17 protein-coding genes are annotated in these 17223 nt (G+C 72.1%); 12 read left to right on the forward strand and 5 right to left on the reverse strand.

The genetic code is table 11. The features are described from left to right. Positions 1 to 156 precede the first annotated feature (156 nt). The 6 genes from AOA12_RS22545 (at position 157) to AOA12_RS08055 (ending at position 3447) form a co-directional block, all read left to right on the forward strand. Positions 157 to 297, forward strand: coding sequence for a toxin-antitoxin system (locus tag AOA12_RS22545; RefSeq protein WP_231637204.1), 141 nt, complete (start codon positions 157 to 159; stop codon positions 295 to 297). Next, positions 294 to 662 (forward strand): PIN domain-containing protein, encoded by a 369-nt coding sequence (locus AOA12_RS22550; RefSeq protein ID WP_082406079.1) that lies wholly within the window; start codon positions 294 to 296, stop codon positions 660 to 662. Before AOA12_RS22545 ends, AOA12_RS22550 begins: the two co-directional genes overlap by 4 nt. A 146-nt stretch (positions 663 to 808) precedes the next feature. Beyond that, entirely contained in the window at positions 809 to 1033 is a 225-nt protein-coding gene (gene vapB, locus AOA12_RS08040; protein WP_054681815.1) for a type II toxin-antitoxin system VapB family antitoxin, read from the forward strand. Beyond that, positions 1024 to 1443 carry a PIN domain nuclease gene (locus tag AOA12_RS08045; protein ID WP_054681817.1) on the forward strand — a complete coding sequence of 140 codons (420 nt, stop codon included), beginning with the start codon at positions 1024 to 1026 and terminating at the stop codon, positions 1441 to 1443. The genes vapB and AOA12_RS08045 overlap by 10 nt, the downstream gene beginning before the upstream one ends. Before the next feature lie 196 nt (positions 1444 to 1639). After that, positions 1640 to 2506, forward strand: a complete 867-nt coding sequence (locus AOA12_RS08050; protein ID WP_054681820.1) for an AraC family transcriptional regulator — start codon at positions 1640 to 1642, stop codon at positions 2504 to 2506. 338 nt (positions 2507 to 2844) lie between these two features. Beyond that, complete coding sequence (locus AOA12_RS08055) at positions 2845 to 3447, forward strand: mismatch-specific DNA-glycosylase (protein WP_156366650.1); 603 nt, start codon at positions 2845 to 2847, stop codon at positions 3445 to 3447. Positions 3448 to 3500: 53 nt separating this feature from the next. On the opposite strand, the gene AOA12_RS08060 is transcribed toward AOA12_RS08055, so the two are convergent. Continuing rightward, positions 3501 to 4187, reverse strand: coding sequence for a type 1 glutamine amidotransferase domain-containing protein (locus AOA12_RS08060; protein ID WP_054681824.1), 687 nt, complete (start codon positions 4185 to 4187; stop codon positions 3501 to 3503). Between the two features lie 170 nt (positions 4188 to 4357). Between AOA12_RS08060 and AOA12_RS08065 the strand changes: the two genes are divergently transcribed. From AOA12_RS08065 to AOA12_RS08075, 3 genes are all read left to right on the forward strand, one after another. After that, entirely contained in the window at positions 4358 to 5359 is a 1002-nt protein-coding gene (locus AOA12_RS08065; protein WP_335337371.1) for a glutamine amidotransferase, read from the forward strand. Between the two features lie 102 nt (positions 5360 to 5461). Beyond that, positions 5462 to 5926, forward strand: coding sequence for a hypothetical protein (locus tag AOA12_RS08070; RefSeq protein ID WP_054681826.1), 465 nt, complete (start codon positions 5462 to 5464; stop codon positions 5924 to 5926). 65 nt (positions 5927 to 5991) lie between these two features. Continuing rightward, positions 5992 to 7959, forward strand: coding sequence for a BCCT family transporter (locus tag AOA12_RS08075; RefSeq protein WP_231637205.1), 1968 nt, complete (start codon positions 5992 to 5994; stop codon positions 7957 to 7959). A gap of 40 nt (positions 7960 to 7999) precedes the next feature. Here AOA12_RS08075 and AOA12_RS08080 read toward each other — a convergent pair whose 3' ends face one another. The 3 genes from AOA12_RS08080 to AOA12_RS08090 are packed head-to-tail and all read right to left on the reverse strand — an operon-like array spanning position 8000 to position 13658. Beyond that, on the reverse strand, positions 8000 to 8293 hold the full coding sequence (locus tag AOA12_RS08080; RefSeq protein WP_054681829.1) for a SelT/SelW/SelH family protein: 294 nt from the start codon (positions 8291 to 8293) through the stop codon (positions 8000 to 8002). A 59-nt stretch (positions 8294 to 8352) separates the two neighbouring features. Beyond that, complete coding sequence (locus tag AOA12_RS08085; protein WP_231637206.1) at positions 8353 to 9717, reverse strand: M1 family metallopeptidase; 1365 nt, start codon at positions 9715 to 9717, stop codon at positions 8353 to 8355. Continuing rightward, on the reverse strand, positions 9714 to 13658 hold the full coding sequence (locus AOA12_RS08090; protein ID WP_054681831.1) for a Pls/PosA family non-ribosomal peptide synthetase: 3945 nt from the start codon (positions 13656 to 13658) through the stop codon (positions 9714 to 9716). The genes AOA12_RS08085 and AOA12_RS08090 overlap by 4 nt, the downstream gene beginning before the upstream one ends. Before the next feature lie 105 nt (positions 13659 to 13763). On the opposite strand from AOA12_RS08090, the gene AOA12_RS08095 reads away from it, so the two are divergent. From AOA12_RS08095 to AOA12_RS08100, 3 genes are read left to right on the forward strand one after another with little or no spacing between them, the layout of a single operon-like run. Beyond that, positions 13764 to 14915 (forward strand): AI-2E family transporter, encoded by a 1152-nt coding sequence (locus AOA12_RS08095; RefSeq protein WP_054681833.1) that lies wholly within the window; start codon positions 13764 to 13766, stop codon positions 14913 to 14915. Between the two features lie 47 nt (positions 14916 to 14962). Next, a complete protein-coding gene (locus AOA12_RS24025) occupies positions 14963 to 15091 on the forward strand; it encodes a hypothetical protein (protein WP_257720156.1) in 129 nt (42 codons plus the stop codon). Beyond that, positions 15043 to 15603, forward strand: coding sequence for a hypothetical protein (locus AOA12_RS08100; RefSeq protein WP_231637207.1), 561 nt, complete (start codon positions 15043 to 15045; stop codon positions 15601 to 15603). The genes AOA12_RS24025 and AOA12_RS08100 overlap by 49 nt, the downstream gene beginning before the upstream one ends. Before the next feature lie 45 nt (positions 15604 to 15648). On the opposite strand, the gene AOA12_RS08105 is transcribed toward AOA12_RS08100, so the two are convergent. Next, positions 15649 to 17160, reverse strand: a complete 1512-nt coding sequence (locus AOA12_RS08105; protein ID WP_054681834.1) for a DHA2 family efflux MFS transporter permease subunit — start codon at positions 17158 to 17160, stop codon at positions 15649 to 15651. Between the last annotated feature and the right edge of the window lie 63 nt (positions 17161 to 17223).

Raw genomic sequence — 17223 nt, forward strand, 5'->3', positions numbered from 1 at the left:
GTCGGGAGCGCGCTCGCCGGCCTTCGCCGACGTCGCCGGTGGCGCGGGCTTGGTGCTTCAGCACTCGTGAGCGTAGACGCCCCTCTGTGACGTGACCCAGTCGAGCTCCGGTTCGACGCGTGACCCCCGCGTGCGGTCCGTTCGATGGAAGCCGAGGTGCGTGACATCCTCACCAAGGCGGCTCAGCGTCCGAACATCGGCGTCGCGTTGATGCACGCCGCGCGGAGCGCCGGGGGAGCCGATGATCTTCTTGTTCCTGATCGCGACGATGTCGCTCGCGCGGTGAACTTCGAATGATCGTCCTTGACACCAACGTGATCTCCGAGCTCTTCCGTCGAGACCCCGATGCGCGGGTGGCGTCATGGCTGGAGTCGCTCGATGACGAGGTCGCGATCACGGCCGTGACGCTCGCCGAACTGCTCGCCGGCGTCCGCAGGATGCCGGAACGGCGGCGCAGAGCAGAGCTCGAGAGAGCGGTGGTGGCGGCCCAGCGAAGCGCACGGCACGCCGCGCGGTCCGTGACGAGATCTCGTCACAGCAGGTCGAGCCGCAGTTCAGCTGGAGACGATCGCACTGTCGATGGTCATGAGTGGTGCGACATCTGCGGTGATCGGCTCTGGGTCCCGAGCCACGGTTTCGACCGATGCCTATCGGCGACGTGACCCGGTGGAGCTCCGGTTCTCGAACTGACGATGGGGACGAGAGCCGCACCCTGGTGCGGTCGAGCGCCGCTTCGTGCGATCGCAGAATCGGCCGCTGTTGCGTGCACGCATGATATCGTGATATCAAGCAGACCCTGGAGGTGGTTATGACGAACGTGCTGATTCGCGGACTGAGCGATGCCGCTGTCGAGCGGATCGATGCGGAGGCGGCCGCGCTGGGGCTGTCTCGCAACGAGTTCCTTCGACGTCGGCTTGAGCTGGAGGCGTCTGCGGCGATGGTCGCCACGGTTACCGCCGATGACTGGAATCGATCTGCCGCGACCTTCGGCGACCTCGCCGATCCCGGAGTCATGGACGCCGCGTGGCGGTGACGAGTTGGCTCATCGACAAGTCCGCCTACGTGCGGATGCAGTCGGGGCAAGCGCTGAACATCGCAGAATGGAACGCGCGGATCGAGCGCGGTCTGGTTCGCATCTCGACCGTGACGAGGCTGGAACTCGGCTTCTCGGCGCGCTCAGGTGGGGCAGGCCGCGAGGCGTTCGGTCTGCCGCCGTTGTCGCTCATGCCGATCGAGCACCTGAGCCCCGCGATGGAGGACCGCGCGTTCGAGGTTCAGATGCTGCTTGCCGATCGCGGACAGCATCGTGCCGCCTCCATCCCGGACCTTCTCATCGCGGCAACTGCGGAAAAGGTCGGGCTGACGGTTCTCGCGGTTGACAAGGACTTCGATCTGATCGCCCAGACCACCGGCCAACGGGTGGAAACGCTGGCGCTGAGGTGAGTCCTGCACACCGCCAACGCTGACGCGACGTGGTGGAGTTCCGGTTCGACGTGTGACCCCCAGAGCGCCGTCGACGCCCCGCCGATCGTCGTGATCGGCGGGGCGTTCCTCTTCCGGGCACCCGACAGAATCGGACCGGGACGATCGGGCGCGCGTCGCGCCGGTCGAACGAGAGTGGAGGGCGAAGGGAGCGACCATGATCAAGATCCTCAACCGCCTGGTCGACGAGGTCGAGCACCGTCTCGGCGACGACATCGACATCGAGGCGCTCGCCGCATCGATGGGGACGACCGGCTATCACCTGCGTCGGATGTTCTCGTCGCTGGCGGGCATGCCGGTGTCGGAATACGTGCGCCGGCGTCGGATGACCGTCGCGGCGTCCGACGTGATCGGCGGCGAGGATCTCCTGACGATCGCCGTGCGCTTCGGCTATGGATCCGTCGAGGCGTTCGGGCGTGCGTTCCGGTCGGTGCACGGTGTGAGCCATGGCGCTGTCCGCCGGGACGGCGGCCCCCTTCGAACCCAACCCACCCTCAGGTTCCGCCTGACCGTCGAAGGGAGCTCCGCCATGGACGCCCGCATCATCGAACGACCCGCCTTCCGTCTCATCGGCCACGCCGCGCGCGTGCCGCTGATCCACGAAGGGGTGAACCCGCACATCCAGCGGCACATCGCCTCGCTGCCGGCCGAGGAGCACGAGCGGCTGAAGGGCCTCAGCAGTGCGGATCCGCGTGGACTCCTGCAGGTCAGCGCCGACGTCGACCCCGACTACCGGGAAGGGAGCGAGCTCACCTATCTCCACGGCGTGGCGGTCGACGCCGATGCCGATGCTCCCGCCGATCTGGACGCGATCGATCTGGATGCTGGAGCGTGGGTCGCCTTCCGCTCCTCGGGACCGCACCCGGCCGCGCTCCAGGAGGCGTATGCCGCATCCGCTGCGGAGTGGTTCCCCTCCAACCCCTGGCGCCTGCGCCCGGGACCGTCGATCGTGACGATCCTCGAGCGCGCGGAGGACTTCAGCACGGCCACGTGCGAGCTGTGGTTCCCGGTCGAGCGGGAGTGACCTCGGAGCTTCTCCGCGGTCGCTCCGTGCGGAACGTGGTGGAGGCCCGGTCCAACGTCTAGCGTTGTCGATGTGCCGCCTCCGACGTACGAGCCCCGCCGTGCGCGGCCGAGCGGAGCGATCGCCCGGCCAGAGGCCGCCCATCATCCTCGTTGCGCCGATGTCGTGGGCAGCCGTGGCCGCCTTCCGGCGTCTCATCCGACCACGGCCGCCCACCGCTTCGGTGCTCGCCGGCCGGGGCGGGTCCCTCGCCGCGCAGCGGCGGGGTGCTGCCTCCGGTGCGGGGTGATGCGCCGATGACCGATGCCGTTCCCGCGCGGCCGCGCCGGCCCTCGCCGATGGCGGGGCGCCGGCCCGCCCGCGACGAGCTCGCGCGGTTCGCGACGGAGGACCCGCAGGCGATCGACGACGTGCTGCCTGCGCCCGGGCATCCGCTGCGACTGCTGATCGTCGGCATCAATCCCGGGCTGTGGACGGCCGCGGTCAACGCGCCGTTCGCGTATCCGGGCAACCGGTTCTGGCCGTCGCTGCATCGCGCCGGCCTCACCGACCACGTGATCGACGCGACGACGGGGCTGCGGCCGGAGGACGAGGCACGGCTGGTCGGTCGCGGCATCGGGATCACCAACCTCGTCGGGCGCGCCACGGCGAAGGCGTCTGAGCTGAGTCGCGAGGAGCTGCGGGCCGGCGGCACGGCGCTCGTCGCGCGCGTCGCCGAGCTGCGGCCGGCGATGGTGGCGCTCGCCGGCGTCACGGCGTTCCGCGTCGCGTTCGGTCAGCCCCGGGCGCGGATGGGGGAGCAGGATGCCACGCTGATCCCGGACTGGCCGCACGGCGTCCCGCTGTGGGTCGTGCCCCAGCCCAGCGGACTGAACGCGCACGAGACCGTCGACTCGCTCGCCGCGCGCTGGCGCGAGGTGTGGGACGCGATCGGCGGCTGAGTGCCGGCCCCGCGCACCCCGGGGATGGCAGGCGGTGCGCAGCCTGCACGACGTCAGAGCAGTGCCGCGACCTTCGCCGCGGTCTCCTTGGCGGAGCCGGGGTTCTGGCCGGTGACCAGCCGGCCGTCGACGACGGTGTTCGACACGAACGGCAGCAGGGCCTTGGAGTAGTGCGCGCCGCGCTGCCGGATCTCCTGCTCGACGTTGTAGGGAACGAGCCTGTCGACGCGGGCGAGGACCTCCTCGCGCCAGGAGAAGCCGGTGAGGTTGCGGCCGGCGACCAGATGGCCTCCGTCCGAGAGCCTGGTGTCGAGCAGACCGCAGTAGCCATGGCACACGGCGCCCACGACGCCGCCGCGCTCGAAGATCTCGCGAGTGAGGCGTTGCAGGCCCGTGCTCCCGGGAAAGTCGAACATCACGGCATGGCCGCCGGTGAAGTAGATCGCGTCATAGTCGGCGGCGTCGATCCGGTCGGGATGCGCGGTGTCGTCGAGCATCGCCATGCGGGCGGGATCATCGCGCCACGCCCGGGCGGAGCGGTCGAGATTCGGGAACGTCAGCGATCGAGGCTCCAGCGGCGACTTTCCGCCGCGAGGGCTGACGATGGTCTGCTCGAACCCCCGCTTCTCGAAGAGGTCGAAGGCGTGGGTCAGCTCCGAGAGCCACAGACCCGTCGGATGCTCGGGATCGGTCTCGTAGCGGTCGACGTTGGTCACGACGAGGAGGACGCGCGTGCTCATGATTCTCGGATCTCCTCTTCAGACGGCGGTGAGGGAAGACGTGCGGGTCGTGTCGTACGAGCGTAGCGATGTCGCCCGGCTGCGACCGCCCGGCGATGCGCAGGCGGACGAGGACGTGCGAGCGGTATCGTGGCGCGCGCGACGCCGACGCATCCCGAGAGGACGACGAGATGACCCGACCGAAGACCGCCGTCGCCGTCCGTCACCTGCTCTTCGAAGACCTCGGCATCCTCGATCCGCTGCTGCGCGAGCGCGGATACGACGTCGGGTACATCGACGCCGGGCTCGACCGGATCGACCCGGACGCGATCGCGGATGCCGACCTTCTCGTCGTGCTCGGCGGTCCGATCGGCGTCGGCGACCAGGCGGCGTATCCGTTCCTGCGGGACGAGATCGACGCGATCGCGCGGCGGGTCGAGCTGCGCCGGCCGACCCTCGGCATCTGCCTGGGCGCCCAGCTGATCGCCGCCGCGCTCGGCGCGGCGGTCGCTCCCACGGGACGGGCGGAGATCGGCTACGGACCGCTGACGCTCGACGCCGCCCCCGGCAACCCGCTGGCGCCGCTGGGCCGCGTCCCCGTGCTGCACTGGCACGGCGACCAGTTCGACGTCCCTGACGGTGCGACGCTGCTCGCCTCCACGCCGGGCTTCCCGCACCAGGCGTTCTCGCGGGGACCCGCCGTGCTCGCGCTCCAGTTCCACCTCGAGGCCGACCACCGCCGCATCGAGCAGTGGCTCATCGGACACGCGCACGAGCTCGCCGCGCACGCCGTCGACCCCGCCCGCCTCCGTGCCGACGCGCTCACGCACGGTCCCGAGCTCGCCGATCGGTCACGCGCCGTGTTCGCGGCATGGCTGGACGGCGCCGAGAGCGGCGGCGCCGCCGGCGCGCAGGTCACGCTGGTCGGCGAGCTCGTCTGCGCGACGCCGGACGAGGCCGCGACCGTGCGCGAGCATCTGCCGCGGCACGTCGCGCTGACGCGGGCCGAGACGGGATGCCTGTCGTTCGAGGTCGTGCAGACCGACGACCCGCTCGTGTGGCGGGTCGCGGAGCGGTTCACCGGCGCCGCCGCGTTCGCGGCGCACCAGGAGCGTGTCGCGGCGAGCGAGTGGGGGCGGGCGACGACGGGCATCGAACGGCGGTACACGGTGAGCGGTCTCGACCAGCGCTGACGGCCTGCGCGAGAATGGGAGACCAGGCGCCGCCCGACGGCGCGTCGTCGAGCCTCGGCCCGACAGACGGCCTCCGCGCCTCCGCTGCCGAAAGGACCATCGATGACCGCGCCGCGCTCGCTCTCCACCCTTCGTCACGTCGGCGGCCTCACCGTCGCCGCGGGAGCCCTGCTCCTCGTCGCCGGCTCCGGCGCGTGGTGCGCAGTGACGAGGCAGCTGCGGGACGAGGGCATCACGGTGCCCGGCAACGCTCCGATGCTCGCGGGGAAGCGCGTCCAGGACCCCGTCACCGCCTACGTCGAGGCGCTCGTCATCAAAGGCAACGCCGAGCGTGGCGCGGGCGGTCGCACCTTCGCGGACATCAGCGCGGCGCTGCGCGACGTCGACAAGAACAGCGACGAGGCGCGCGAGCTGCGGAACCAGAGCACGGCGCTGGCGACGGCGGCATCCCTGCGCACGTCGCTCATGACGTCGGTTCTCGCGTACGGCGTGAGCGCGCTCGCGGCGGGTCTCGGCGTCCTCTTCCTGGCGACGGGACGCCGCCTGCGACGGCTCGGCCGCGAGTAGCGGCGGGGCGCCGGTCGCGCTCGTGCCTGGCCGTCGGGCGCGTTCGCGTGCAAGGATGGATCGTCGTGGACGATTCGGACAGGAAACAGACCACGGATGCCGCGGGCCCGGTGCCCCCTCTCGCGCGCGAGGCGACGGTGCCGGCGCGGGCGTCGCAGGCGGCCCGGCGGGTGGTCAAGGAGATCTCGACGCTGCCGCCGCGGAGCATCCACCCGGCCCTCGTCCCGGGCGTCGGCGTGGAGGAGGTGCCGCGCCGGTTCCGCACCGACGGGCTCGTGCTCGGCATCGCGCTGGCCTTCGCGCTCGGCTTCATCGCGTGGGGCGTGCTCGCGGGCGACAGCCTCGCGGCGACCGCGAGCACGGCGCTGAACTGGGTCGTCGACTACCTCGGCTTCTTCTTCACGTCGATCGCGACGGTCATCCTGGTCTTCATGCTGTTCGTCGGGTTCAGCCGCTACGGGCGCATCCCGCTCGGCCGCGACGACGAGGCGCCCGAGTTCTCGATGTTCTCCTGGATCTCCATGCTGTTCGCCGCGGGCATGGGCATCGGGCTCGTGTTCTGGGGCGCCGCCGAGCCCCTCACCTTCTTCGAGAGCCCGCCGCCGGGCACCGTCGAGGCGCAGACCCTCGAGGCGATGCACACCGCGCAGACGCAGGTGCTCTACCACTGGGGCCCGCAGGCGTGGGCGTTCTACGCGCTCGTCGGCGGCGCCATCGCGTACGGCGCGTTCCGTCGCGGGCGCACGCCGCTGATCTCGTCGATCTTCGCGCCGCTGCTGGGGGAGGACCGCACGACGGGGCCCCTCGGCAAGACCATCGACATCTTCGCGATCATCGTCACCCTGTTCGGCACGGCGGCCTCGCTCGGCCTCGGCGCGCTGCAGATCGGCCACGGCATCGAGATCGTGAGCGGCGCGGGGGAGCTGGGCAACGGCATCCTGATCGCCGTCATCGCGCTGCTCACCGCCGCGTTCATCGTCTCGGCCGTCTCGGGCGTCTCCCGCGGCATCCGCGCCCTGTCGAACATCAACGCCATCGCGGCGATCGTGCTGGCGGTGTTCGTGTTCGTCGTCGGGCCGACCATGCTGATCCTCAACGTGCTGCCGGCCGTGGCCGCGCAGTTCATCGCCGATCTGCCGACGATGGTGGGCCGCTCGGGCTCGCAGGGCGAGGCGACGCAGGCCTTCCTGTCGGGCTGGACGATCTTCTACTGGGCGTGGTGGATCTCGTGGTCGCCCTTCGTGGGCATGTTCATCGCGAAGATCTCGCGCGGCCGCACGCTGCGGCAGTTCGTGTCGGTCGTGATCCTCGTGCCGTCGGTGATCTCGTTCCTCTGGTTCGCGATCTTCGGCACGACCGCGATCGATCAGCAGATGAACGGCGCCGGCCTGCAGGTCAGCCCGCCCGAGTCCGTGCTGTTCGGCGTGCTGGCGAACCTGCCGTTCCCCCTGATCACGAGCGTCGCGCTCATCCTGCTCGTCGCGATCTTCTTCATCACGGGCGCCGACTCGGCCTCGCTCGTGATGGGAACGCTGTCGCAGCAGGGGCGTCCCGACCCCGCGCGCTGGGTGACCGTCACGTGGGGAACCGTCGTCGGCGTGATCGCCGCCGTGCTGCTCGTCTCGGGCGAGGCCGGCAGCGGGCTGCGCGCCCTGCAGAACACGACGATCGTCGCGGCCCTGCCGTTCGCCGTGATCATGGCGTTCATGATGATCGCCTTCCTGAAGGACCTGCGTCGCGACCCGATGATCCTGCGCGAGCGCTATGCGCGCGCGGCGGTGCAGCACAGCGTGCAGGCGGGTCTCGAGGAGTACGGCGACGACTTCGCGCTCGTGCCGGTCGAGTACGACCACTCCCGCGACAACATCGCGTGGGTCGACGAGGAGCAGGTCGACGAGACGCTCGCCGAGGTCTACGAGGCGGCGACGACGGGCGCCGTCGAGATCATCCCCGAGGCGGCGATCGTCCTCGAAGAGGAGGACGCCGGGCGGACGGATGCCGCGGACGCGGCGGATGCCGGGGACAAGGCCTGACATCGCCCCTCACGGGCCGCCGGCGACGCGGCGGCCCGGCTCAGCCGGCCGGAGGGGCGGCGCGGTCCGCGTGTCCGAGGGAGCGGTCGGGGAAGGCGGCGTCGCGCACGCGCTTCTTGAGCGCGACGGCGTCGGGGAAGCCACCGTCCCGCGCGCGCTCCCACACCTGTTCGCCGTCGACTTCGATGTGGAAGACGCCGCCCGTGCCGGGGACGAGGGTCACCGCGCCGAGGTCGGTGCCGAACGTCGAGAGCAGCTCGCCGGCCATCCACGAGGCGCGCAGGAGCCAGTTGCACTGTGTGCAGTAGGTGATCGTGACGTGTGGCCGGGTCATGTCTGCAAGGATCGCAGATCTCCCGGGCCCGGGCATCCGCCCGCCCCCGCGCGTCGCGGTCAGTGGCCCCGCTGCGACGGCAGCAGGATCGTCTCGGTGATCGGCGCGGCCTCCGACGTCCCGCCCGCATCGCCCGCACCGGGCAGTGCGGGAAGCTCCGGCCGGTCGAGCCACGCGTGCAGCAGCGCCGCGAGCGGCACGCCGCTCACCGTCTCGGCGAGCACGCGGAAGTCGGCGGTCGTCGCGGTCGCGTCGCGGTGCTGCGCCGTCCACGTGCGCAGCAGCCGGAAGAACGGCTCGTCGCCGATCGTGAGGCGCAGCGCGTGCAGCGTGAGCGCCCCGCGCTTGTAGACGCGGTCGTCGAACATGAGGTCGGGGCCGGGGTCGCCGACGACGATGTCCTGCGGCAGCCGGGCCAGCCGGGCGTGGTGGCCGCGCGCCTTGGCATCCGCGGTCGCTCCGCCGGAACGCTCCGACCAGATCCATTCCGCATAGCACGCGAAGCCCTCGTTGAGCCAGATGTCGCGCCACTGCCGCACGCCCACGCTGTTGCCGAACCACTGGTGCGCGAGCTCGTGCGCGACCAGGCGCTCGAGCCCGCCCTTGCCGTCGATGTGGTTCGCGCCGAAGACGCCCATGCCCTGGGCCTCGAGCGGGATGTCGAGCTCGTCGGGCGTCACGACGACGCGGTAGGCGGGCAGGGGATAGGGGCCGAAGGCGTCCTCGAACGCGGCCATCATCCGCGGCAGCGGCGCGAAGTCGGCCTTCACCCGCGCCGCGATCGCCGAGGGATAGTGCAGCTCTCCGCGCACCGATCCGAGGTCCAGCGCCTTGTGCGCGTACGTGCCGATCTGCACCGTCACGAGGTACGTCGCCGTCGGCACGGCGCTGTCGAACACCCACGTGCGGCGGCCCTTGCGCGTCGACCGCTCGGTCACGTCGCCCACGACGACCGTGTACTCGGGGTCGGTCGTGAGCTCGATGCGGTACGTCGCCTTGTCGGACGGCACGTCGTTGCACGGGAACCACGTGGGCGCCCCCGTCGGCTGCGATGCGACGAGCGCGCCGTCCTCGAGCTCCTCCCAGCCGATCGCCCCCCAGCGCGAGCGGCGCGGGCGCGGCGCCCCGGCATACGCCACGGTGAGCGTGAACGCGTCGCCGGGCTGCAGCGGAGCGGGGAGGGGCACGGTGAGCTTGCGGTCGCTCTGGCGGAACGGCGTCTTCGACCCCGCGAGCTGCACCTTGCTCGCGCGCAGCCCGACCAGGTCGAAGGTGAGCGCCGAGGTCGCCTCGACGACGTGTCCGGTGATCACGGCGGTGCCGCTCAGCCGATTGGTCGTGACCCGGTAGTCGATCGACAGGGCGTAGTGATCGACGCGCAGCCGGTGGTCGCCGCTCTGCGGCGTGTACGGGTCGCTCGTCACGACGTCTCCGCCTGGTACGGCCGGGTCTTCACGACGCGCCACGGGCCGATCGGGTTGCCGCTCCATCGGCTGCCCGCGGGCACCGTCTCGCCGCGCATGACGAGCGACGCCGGACCGACCGTCGCATGGGCTCCGAGCGAGGCGGCGGGCAGGATCACGCTGTGCGGGCCCAGCGTCGCCCCCGCTTCGAGACTCACGGTATCGATACTCATCACTCGATCATGGAACAGATGCGTCTGAACCACACATCCGCGGTTCACGGTCGCGCCGTCGCCGAGCGTCACGAGGTCGGGCTCGGGGAACCAGTAGCTGTCGGTCCACACGCCCGTGCCGATCCTCGCGCCCAGCGTACGCAGCCAGATCGCCAGCGCCGGTGTGCCCGCCGCGGCGTTCGCGAACCAGGGCGCCGCGATCATCTCGGTGAAGGTGTCGGACACCTCGGTGCGCCACACGAAGCTCGACCACAGCGGGTGCTCCCCGGCGCGGATCACGCCGACGAACGCCCACTTGGCGATCGTCGTGACCGCCGCCGCGACGGCGCCCGCCACGATGAGCACGGCGCCCGACAGCAGGATCGCGACGCCGAGCCCCCACGCCTCGATCATCGCCGCGAGGGCGAGCAGCACCGCGAGCCCCAGCGCGCACGTGAGCACGACCGGCACGAAGCGGCACAGCTCCCACGCCGTGCGCGCGACGCGCAGCCCCGTGCGCGGCCGGTAGGTGCGCTCCAGGTCGGCCTCGTTCACCACGCGGCGCAGGCGCACGGCGGGGGAGCCGAGCCACGACGACCCCGCCTTCGCCTTCGGCGGCGCCACCGAGAGCACCGCGACGAGGCCGTCCTTCGGCACCCGGTGCCCGGCTCCCGCGAGCCCGGAGTTGCCGAGGAACGCGCGCTTGCCGATGCGTGCCCGGGCGATGCGCATCCAGCCGCCGCGCAGCTCGTAGGTCGCGACCATCGTGTCGTCGGCGAGGAACGCGCCGTCGTCGATCGTGGTCATGCAGGGGATGAGCAGCACCGTCGACGCCTCGACGTCGCGCCCCACCTTCGCGCCGAGCAGACGCAGCCAGACGGGCGTGAACAGGCTCGAGTAGACGGGGAAGAGGATCGTGCGCGCCGAGTCGAGGAGGCGCTCGGTGCTCCAGGCCTGCCACGCGACGCGGCTGCGCACGGGATGCACGCCCTCGACGAGACCGATCGAGAGCAGGCGCACGAGCCCGACAACGCTCACAGCGAAGACGAGACCCGTGACGATCGTGGCGGGCACGAGCGCCGCGAGCAGGCCCGGCACGGCGTCGGCGAGCGACGGCGCGTCGCGGAACGCGGGCACCAGCACGAGGCCGCCGATCACGAACGACAGGATCGGCAGCAGGCCGATGAGCGACGACGACGTCGCGTACGCCCACAGCCAGCGCTTGCGCGCGGGCGGACGCTCGGACGCGAGCGGGGTGGAGGTGCCGCCGACGCGCACGGCGGGGGAGCCCGCCCAGCGCTGCCCCGCGCGCACGCGGCCGAACACGGCCGACCCGGGCGCGACCTCGGCGCCGCGCCCGATCTTGGTGCCGGGGGCCAGCGTCGAGCGCGAGCCCACCGTCGCGTCGGCGCCGATGCGGATCGCGCCGATGCGCACGGTGTCGCCGTCGATCCAGTAGCCCGAGAGGTCGACCTCGGGCTCGATCGCCGCGCCCGCGCCGATCTGCAGCATCCCGGTGACGGGCGGCAGCGTGTGCAGGTCGACGCCGGGGCCGATCTTCGCCCCGAGCGCCCGCGCGTAGTAGGTCACCCAGGGCGCGCCGGCGAGGCCGACGGGGTCGATCTGCTGCGCGACCTGCTCGGCGAGCCACAGCCGCAGGTGCACGCCGCCGCCGCGCGGATAGTCTCCGGGCCGGAGGCCCGCGAGCAGCACGCGCGCCGCGAGCGCCGACAGCGCCATGCGCCCGAACGGCGTCGCGACGACGATGAGGCCCACCAGAATGAGCCACAGCGGGGCCTCGGGCAGCACCTCGAAGCCGGGGAAGAGGCGCAGGATCCAGCTCGCCGTGAGCAGCCACAGGATCCAGCGCAGCCCGCTCAGCACGAACAGCGGCACGCTCGCGATCGTCTGCACCCACTGCATGATCCGCGGCGTCGGCGCCGCGGTGCTGAAGCCGCCCGCCGGCTCGGCGTCGGCGTCGTCGGCCTCCGCCTCGATCGCGTCGGCCATCTGGCGCAGCCGCGGCAGGTCGTAGACGTCGGCCATCGTGAACTCGGGCGCGCGGGTCCGGATGCGCGAGACGAGCTGCGCGGCGGCCAGCGATCCGCCGCCGAGCTGGAAGAAGTCGGCGTCCTCGTCGGCCGGCCGCGTGCCGAGCACCGCGAGCCACTGCTCGGCGAGCCAGGCCGACGTGCCCGTGAGCGTCGAGTCGGCGGCATCCGTGTCGGTGAGCGGCCACGGCAGCGCCGCCTTGTCGACCTTGCCGGAGGTGCGCACGGGCAGGTCGTCCATGACGGCCAGCAGCGGGATGAGCGGCGCGGGCAGCGTCGCCGCCAGCTCGGCGCGCGCCGTCTGCCGGTCGAACCCCTCGGCCGGCACGACGTAGCCGACGAGCAGCGGCACGCCGCCCTCGGAGCGCTGCACGACGACCGTCGCCGCCGACACGGCCGACAGCGACTGCAGGGCCGCCTCGACCTCGCCCAGCTCGATGCGGCGGCCGCCGATCTTCACCTGGTCGTCGGCGCGGCCCTGGAAGACCAGGCCCTCCGGCTCGGCGCGCACGAGGTCGCCCGAGCGATACGCACGGCCCCAGCCGAGCGTGGGCATGGGGGCGTACTTCTCGGCGTCCTTCGCGGGATCGAGGTAGCGGGCCAGCCCGACGCCGCCGATGATCAGCTCGCCCACCTCTCCGTCGGCGACCCGGTGCCCGTCGGCGTCGACGACCGCGAGCGACCAGCCGTCGAGCGGCAGGCCGATGCGCACGGGCCCGACCCCGTCCATGAGCGCGCCGCACGCGACGACCGTCGCCTCGGTGGGGCCGTACGTGTTCCACACCTCGCGGTCGTCGCCGACGAGCCGCGCGGCGAGCTCGGGCGGGCACGCCTCGCCGCCGAAGATGAGCAGGCGCACGTTCTCGATCGCGTCCTGCGGCCACAGCGCCGCGAGCGTCGGCACGGTCGACACGGCCGTGATGCCGTGGCCGACGAGCCAGGGGCCCAGGTCCTCGCCCGAGCGCACGAGCGCGCGCGGCGCGGGCACGAGGCACGCGCCGTGGCGCCACGCCAGCCACATCTCCTCGCACGACGCGTCGAAGGCGACCGAGAGCCCCGCGAGCACGCGGTCGCCGGGACCGAGCGGCTCGCCCTGCAGGAACATGCGCGCCTCGGCGTCGACGAAGGCCGCCGCCGAGCGGTGCTGCACGGCGACGCCCTTCGGCACGCCCGTCGACCCCGACGTGAAGATGATCCATGCGTCGTCGTCCAGCCCCGGAGGCTCGACGACGAACAGCGGCGCGGATGCCGGATGCGGGTCGTCGCCGTCGAACAGCCCGGCGGGCGCGGGCGGCCCGTCCCGGCCCTCGTCCGTCCGCCAGGGCGCGTATCGTCCGCGGGCGCCGATGACGCCGCGCACCGCGGCCTCGCCGAACACGAGCTCGGCGCGCTCCTCGGGGTCGTCGGCGTCGACGGGCACATAGGCGGCTCCGGCGGCCATGATGCCGAGGATCGCGATGTACAGCTCCCGGTCGCCCGACGGCATGCGCACGCCCACGCGGTCGCCGCGCCGCACGCCGCGCTCGCGCAGGCGCACGGCGGTCTGGCGCACCCGCACGCGCAGCTCGCCGTAGCTGAGCGCGCCGGCCGCGTCTTCGATCGCCGACGCCTCGGGATGCCTGCGGGCGGTCTCGTCGAGGATGTCGATGAGCGTCCGGGGGGCCGGTGCGCGGCCGCCCCGGTCGAGATACTCCTGCACGTCGGCTGTGCCTTTCTGCGTTCGCGGTTCCCCTGGCTGTGGGGCCGCTGTGAGGGGCACAGGATACAGGTCCGAAGGGAACCGCCGGTGGACTAGCGTCGGAGCATGGGTCTTTTCGACAGGTCGCCGCGCACGGTCCGGATCGAGAACGTCGAGGTCGGGCTCCGCGCCGGCAGGGCGCCGTGGAGCCTCTGGGCCGACGGCCTCGGGCGCACCGCCATCCGCTCGCTGCAGATCATCCTCGTCGTCGCGCTCGTCGGCGCGCTGATCTACGGCATCCGCCAGGTCACGGTCGTCACGATCCCGCTGATCCTCGCGCTCATCTTCGCGTCGGCGTTCTGGCCCGTCACGAAGTGGATGCGCTCGCGGGGCGTGCCGCCGCTGCTCACGACCCTCGCGACGTTCTTCGCGGTGATCGTGCTGCTCGCCGGCATCGGGTGGCTCATCGTGTGGACCGTGCGCGACCAGTGGGACGAGCTGTCGGAGCAGGCGACCGGGGGCTTCACGCAGTTGCTGGAGTGGATCCGCACCCTGCCCATCGCCCCCAGCGACGAGCAGATCCAGGAGTGGACCGGCGCCCTCACCGACTTCGTCACGAGCGCGCAGTTCGGCTCGGGCGCGATCGCGGGCGTGAGCGCCGTCGCCAGCTTCGTCACCGGCTTCGTGCTGCTGATCGTCGTGCTGTTCTTCTTCCTGAAGGACGGCCCGCAGATGTGGGAGTTCCTGCTGCGGCCGTTCGAGGGCGAGCACTATGCGCGCGCGCAGCGCATCGGCGCCGTCACCGTGTCGACCCTCGGGTCGTACGTGCGCGGCACCGCGACCGTCGCGGCCGTCGACGCGATCGGCATCCTCATCGGCCTGCTCATCCTGCAGGTGCCGCTGGCCGTTCCGCTCGCGGTGCTCGTGTTCCTGCTCGCCTTCATCCCCATCGTCGGGGCGACCCTGGCGGGCATCCTCGCCGCCCTCGTCGCGCTCGTCGCCAACGGCTGGTTCATCGCCCTGCTCGTCGTCGGCGTCGTCGTGCTCGTCAACCAGCTCGAGGGCAACTTCCTGCAGCCCGTGCTCATGTCGCGGTCGATGAAGCTGCACGCCTTCGTCGTGCTCATCGCGCTGACCGTCGGCACGGCGCTCGGCGGCATCCTCGGCGCGGTGCTCGCCGTTCCCATCACGGCCGTCGTCTGGGGCATCGTGCAGGTCTGGGACGGGCCCGGCACCCCCGTGCGCTGGGCCCGGCAGAAGCGGGTGGAACAGGCGTAGCGGGCGCGGGCCTCGCGCCCGGGCGCCGTGAGGCTAGAATCGCACGCATGGCCACTTCGCACCTCCCCTCGCCGCAGACCGTTCCCACCGTCGACGCCCCCCTCGAGATCATCGGCGAGTCGTCGTCGTGCTGCGGCGGCACCTCGTGCGGCGGCAGCGCGAACAGCGAGAGCTGAGCGACCCCGCCGCCCGCGACCCGGGGCGTGGTGCCCGGCTGTCGCGGATCCTGCTCTCCGAGGAGTCGATCTACGGGCTCATCCTCGTCTCGGGGATGATCGTCGTCAGCAACAACCTCGCCGGCACCTCGGCCAACGCGCTGCTGACCGTCGTGATCACGGTCGTCGTGTTCTTCTTCGCGCACGTCTACGCGGGCACGGTGTCGCGCCTCGCGACCGCCCGGAAGCCGGACGTGCGCCGCAGCATCGGCGCGGCCGTCCAGCACTCCCAGGGGATGCTCGTCGTCGCCCTGCTGCCGATCGCCGTGCTGTCGCTCGGCGTCGCGCGCGTCTTCGACGACGACGTCGCGATCTGGACCGCCCTCCTCGTCGACGCGCTGCTGCTCGGCACGCTCGGCTGGGTGGTCGCCGCGCGGTGGTCGCCGCACCTGTGGGTGCGTGCGCTCAACGCCCTGGTCACGGCCGGGTTCGGGATCGTGCTCGTCGCGCTCAAGTCGCTGATCCACCACTGACCGCCGCGGGCCGCGGACGAGGGTCAGTGCACCTGCGGACGAGGGTCAGTGCACCGGCGGCGCGCTCTCGCCCGCGTCGTCGGCGGGCTTGCGGATGAGGAAGGCGCCCACGATGATCGGCAGCGACACGATCGCGGCGAGCAGGAACGCCGCGTGCGCGCCCGCGGCGCCGGCGCTCGCGGCATCCATCCCGGCATCCGTCCCCGAGACCGTCACGCCCGACATCACCGCGATCATGACCGCGACGCCCGCGGCCCCGCCGACCTGCTGCACCGTGCCGACGACCGCCGAGCCGTACGAGTAGAAGCGTCGCTCGAGCGAGCCGAGCGACGCCGTGAACAGCGGCGTGAACGACAGCGCGAGACCGAGCGAGAGCAGCGTCTGGCACACGACGATGAGCCACAGCGGCGTGGTGGCCGTGAACGTGAGGGCGAACACCCACAGCATGGCGACCGCGATGATCGCTCCCGGCACGAGCAGCACCTGCGTGCCCCGGGCGTCGTAGACGCGCCCGATGAACGGGCCCGCGAAGCCCATGAGCAGCGCGCCGGGCAGCACCGCGAGGCCGGTGTCGCTCGCCGAGATCTCGAGGACGCGCTGCATGTACAGCGGCAGCACCGTGATCGTGCCGAAGAACGCGAGCGACAGCACGCCCAGCTGCGCGACGGCGAGCGAGAAGTTGACGGAGCGGAACACGCGCAGGTCGAGCAGGGCGTCGTCGATGCGCTGCAGGCGCACCTGCCGCCAGAAGAAGAGCGCGAGCGTCACGACCCCGACGACCAGCGAGACCGTCAGCGACGTGGTCTGCGCCGTCTGGGCCGCCTCGGCGGCCGCGCCGCCACCGTGGCCCGCCGCGCCGCCGATCTGGCTCAGGCCGTAGACGATGCCGCCGAAGCCGAGCGCCGACAGCACGACCGAGAGCACGTCGACCGGCGCGTGGGTCGTCTCGCCGAGGTTGCGCACCCAGACGGTGCCGGCGACGAGCGAGGCGATCGCGATCGGCAGCACGATGCCGAAGTTCCACCGCCAGCCCAGGTTCTCGAGCACGAAGCCCGACATCGCGGGGCCGATCGCGGGCGCGAGCGACATCACGATCGACACGCGGCCCATCATGCGGCCGCGCGAGGCCGGCGGCACGATCGTCATGAGCGTCGTCATCAGCAGCGGCATCATCATCGCCGTGCCCATCGCCTGCACGACGCGCGCGACCACGAGCACGACGAAGCCCGGCGCCAGCATCGCGAGCGCGGTGCCGACGGTGAACAGCGTCATCGCCGTGATGAAGACCTGCCGGGTCGTGAAACGCCGCAGCAGGAAGCCCGTGACCGGGATGACCACGGCCATCGTGAGCATGAAGGCGGTCGTGAGCCACTGCGCCTGCACCTCGGTGATGCCGAGGTCGTCGACGAGGTGCGCGATCGCGATGCCCATCGTCGTCTCGTTGAGGATCGCGACGAAGGCGGCCGCGAGCAGCAGCCACACGATGCGCGTCTGCTCGCCGGTGAGGCCGGTCGCCGACGAGACGACGGGCGACGGAGCGGTCGTAGGTCCAGACACGGAGACTCCCAGGGAAGGCGCGATCGCGCGATGCGCGAGGCGCCCGGCGCGGGCGCATGACAG

The organism is Microbacterium sp. No. 7 (genome assembly GCF_001314225.1).
In the GTDB taxonomy this organism is placed as follows: Bacteria; Actinomycetota; Actinomycetes; order Actinomycetales; family Microbacteriaceae; genus Microbacterium.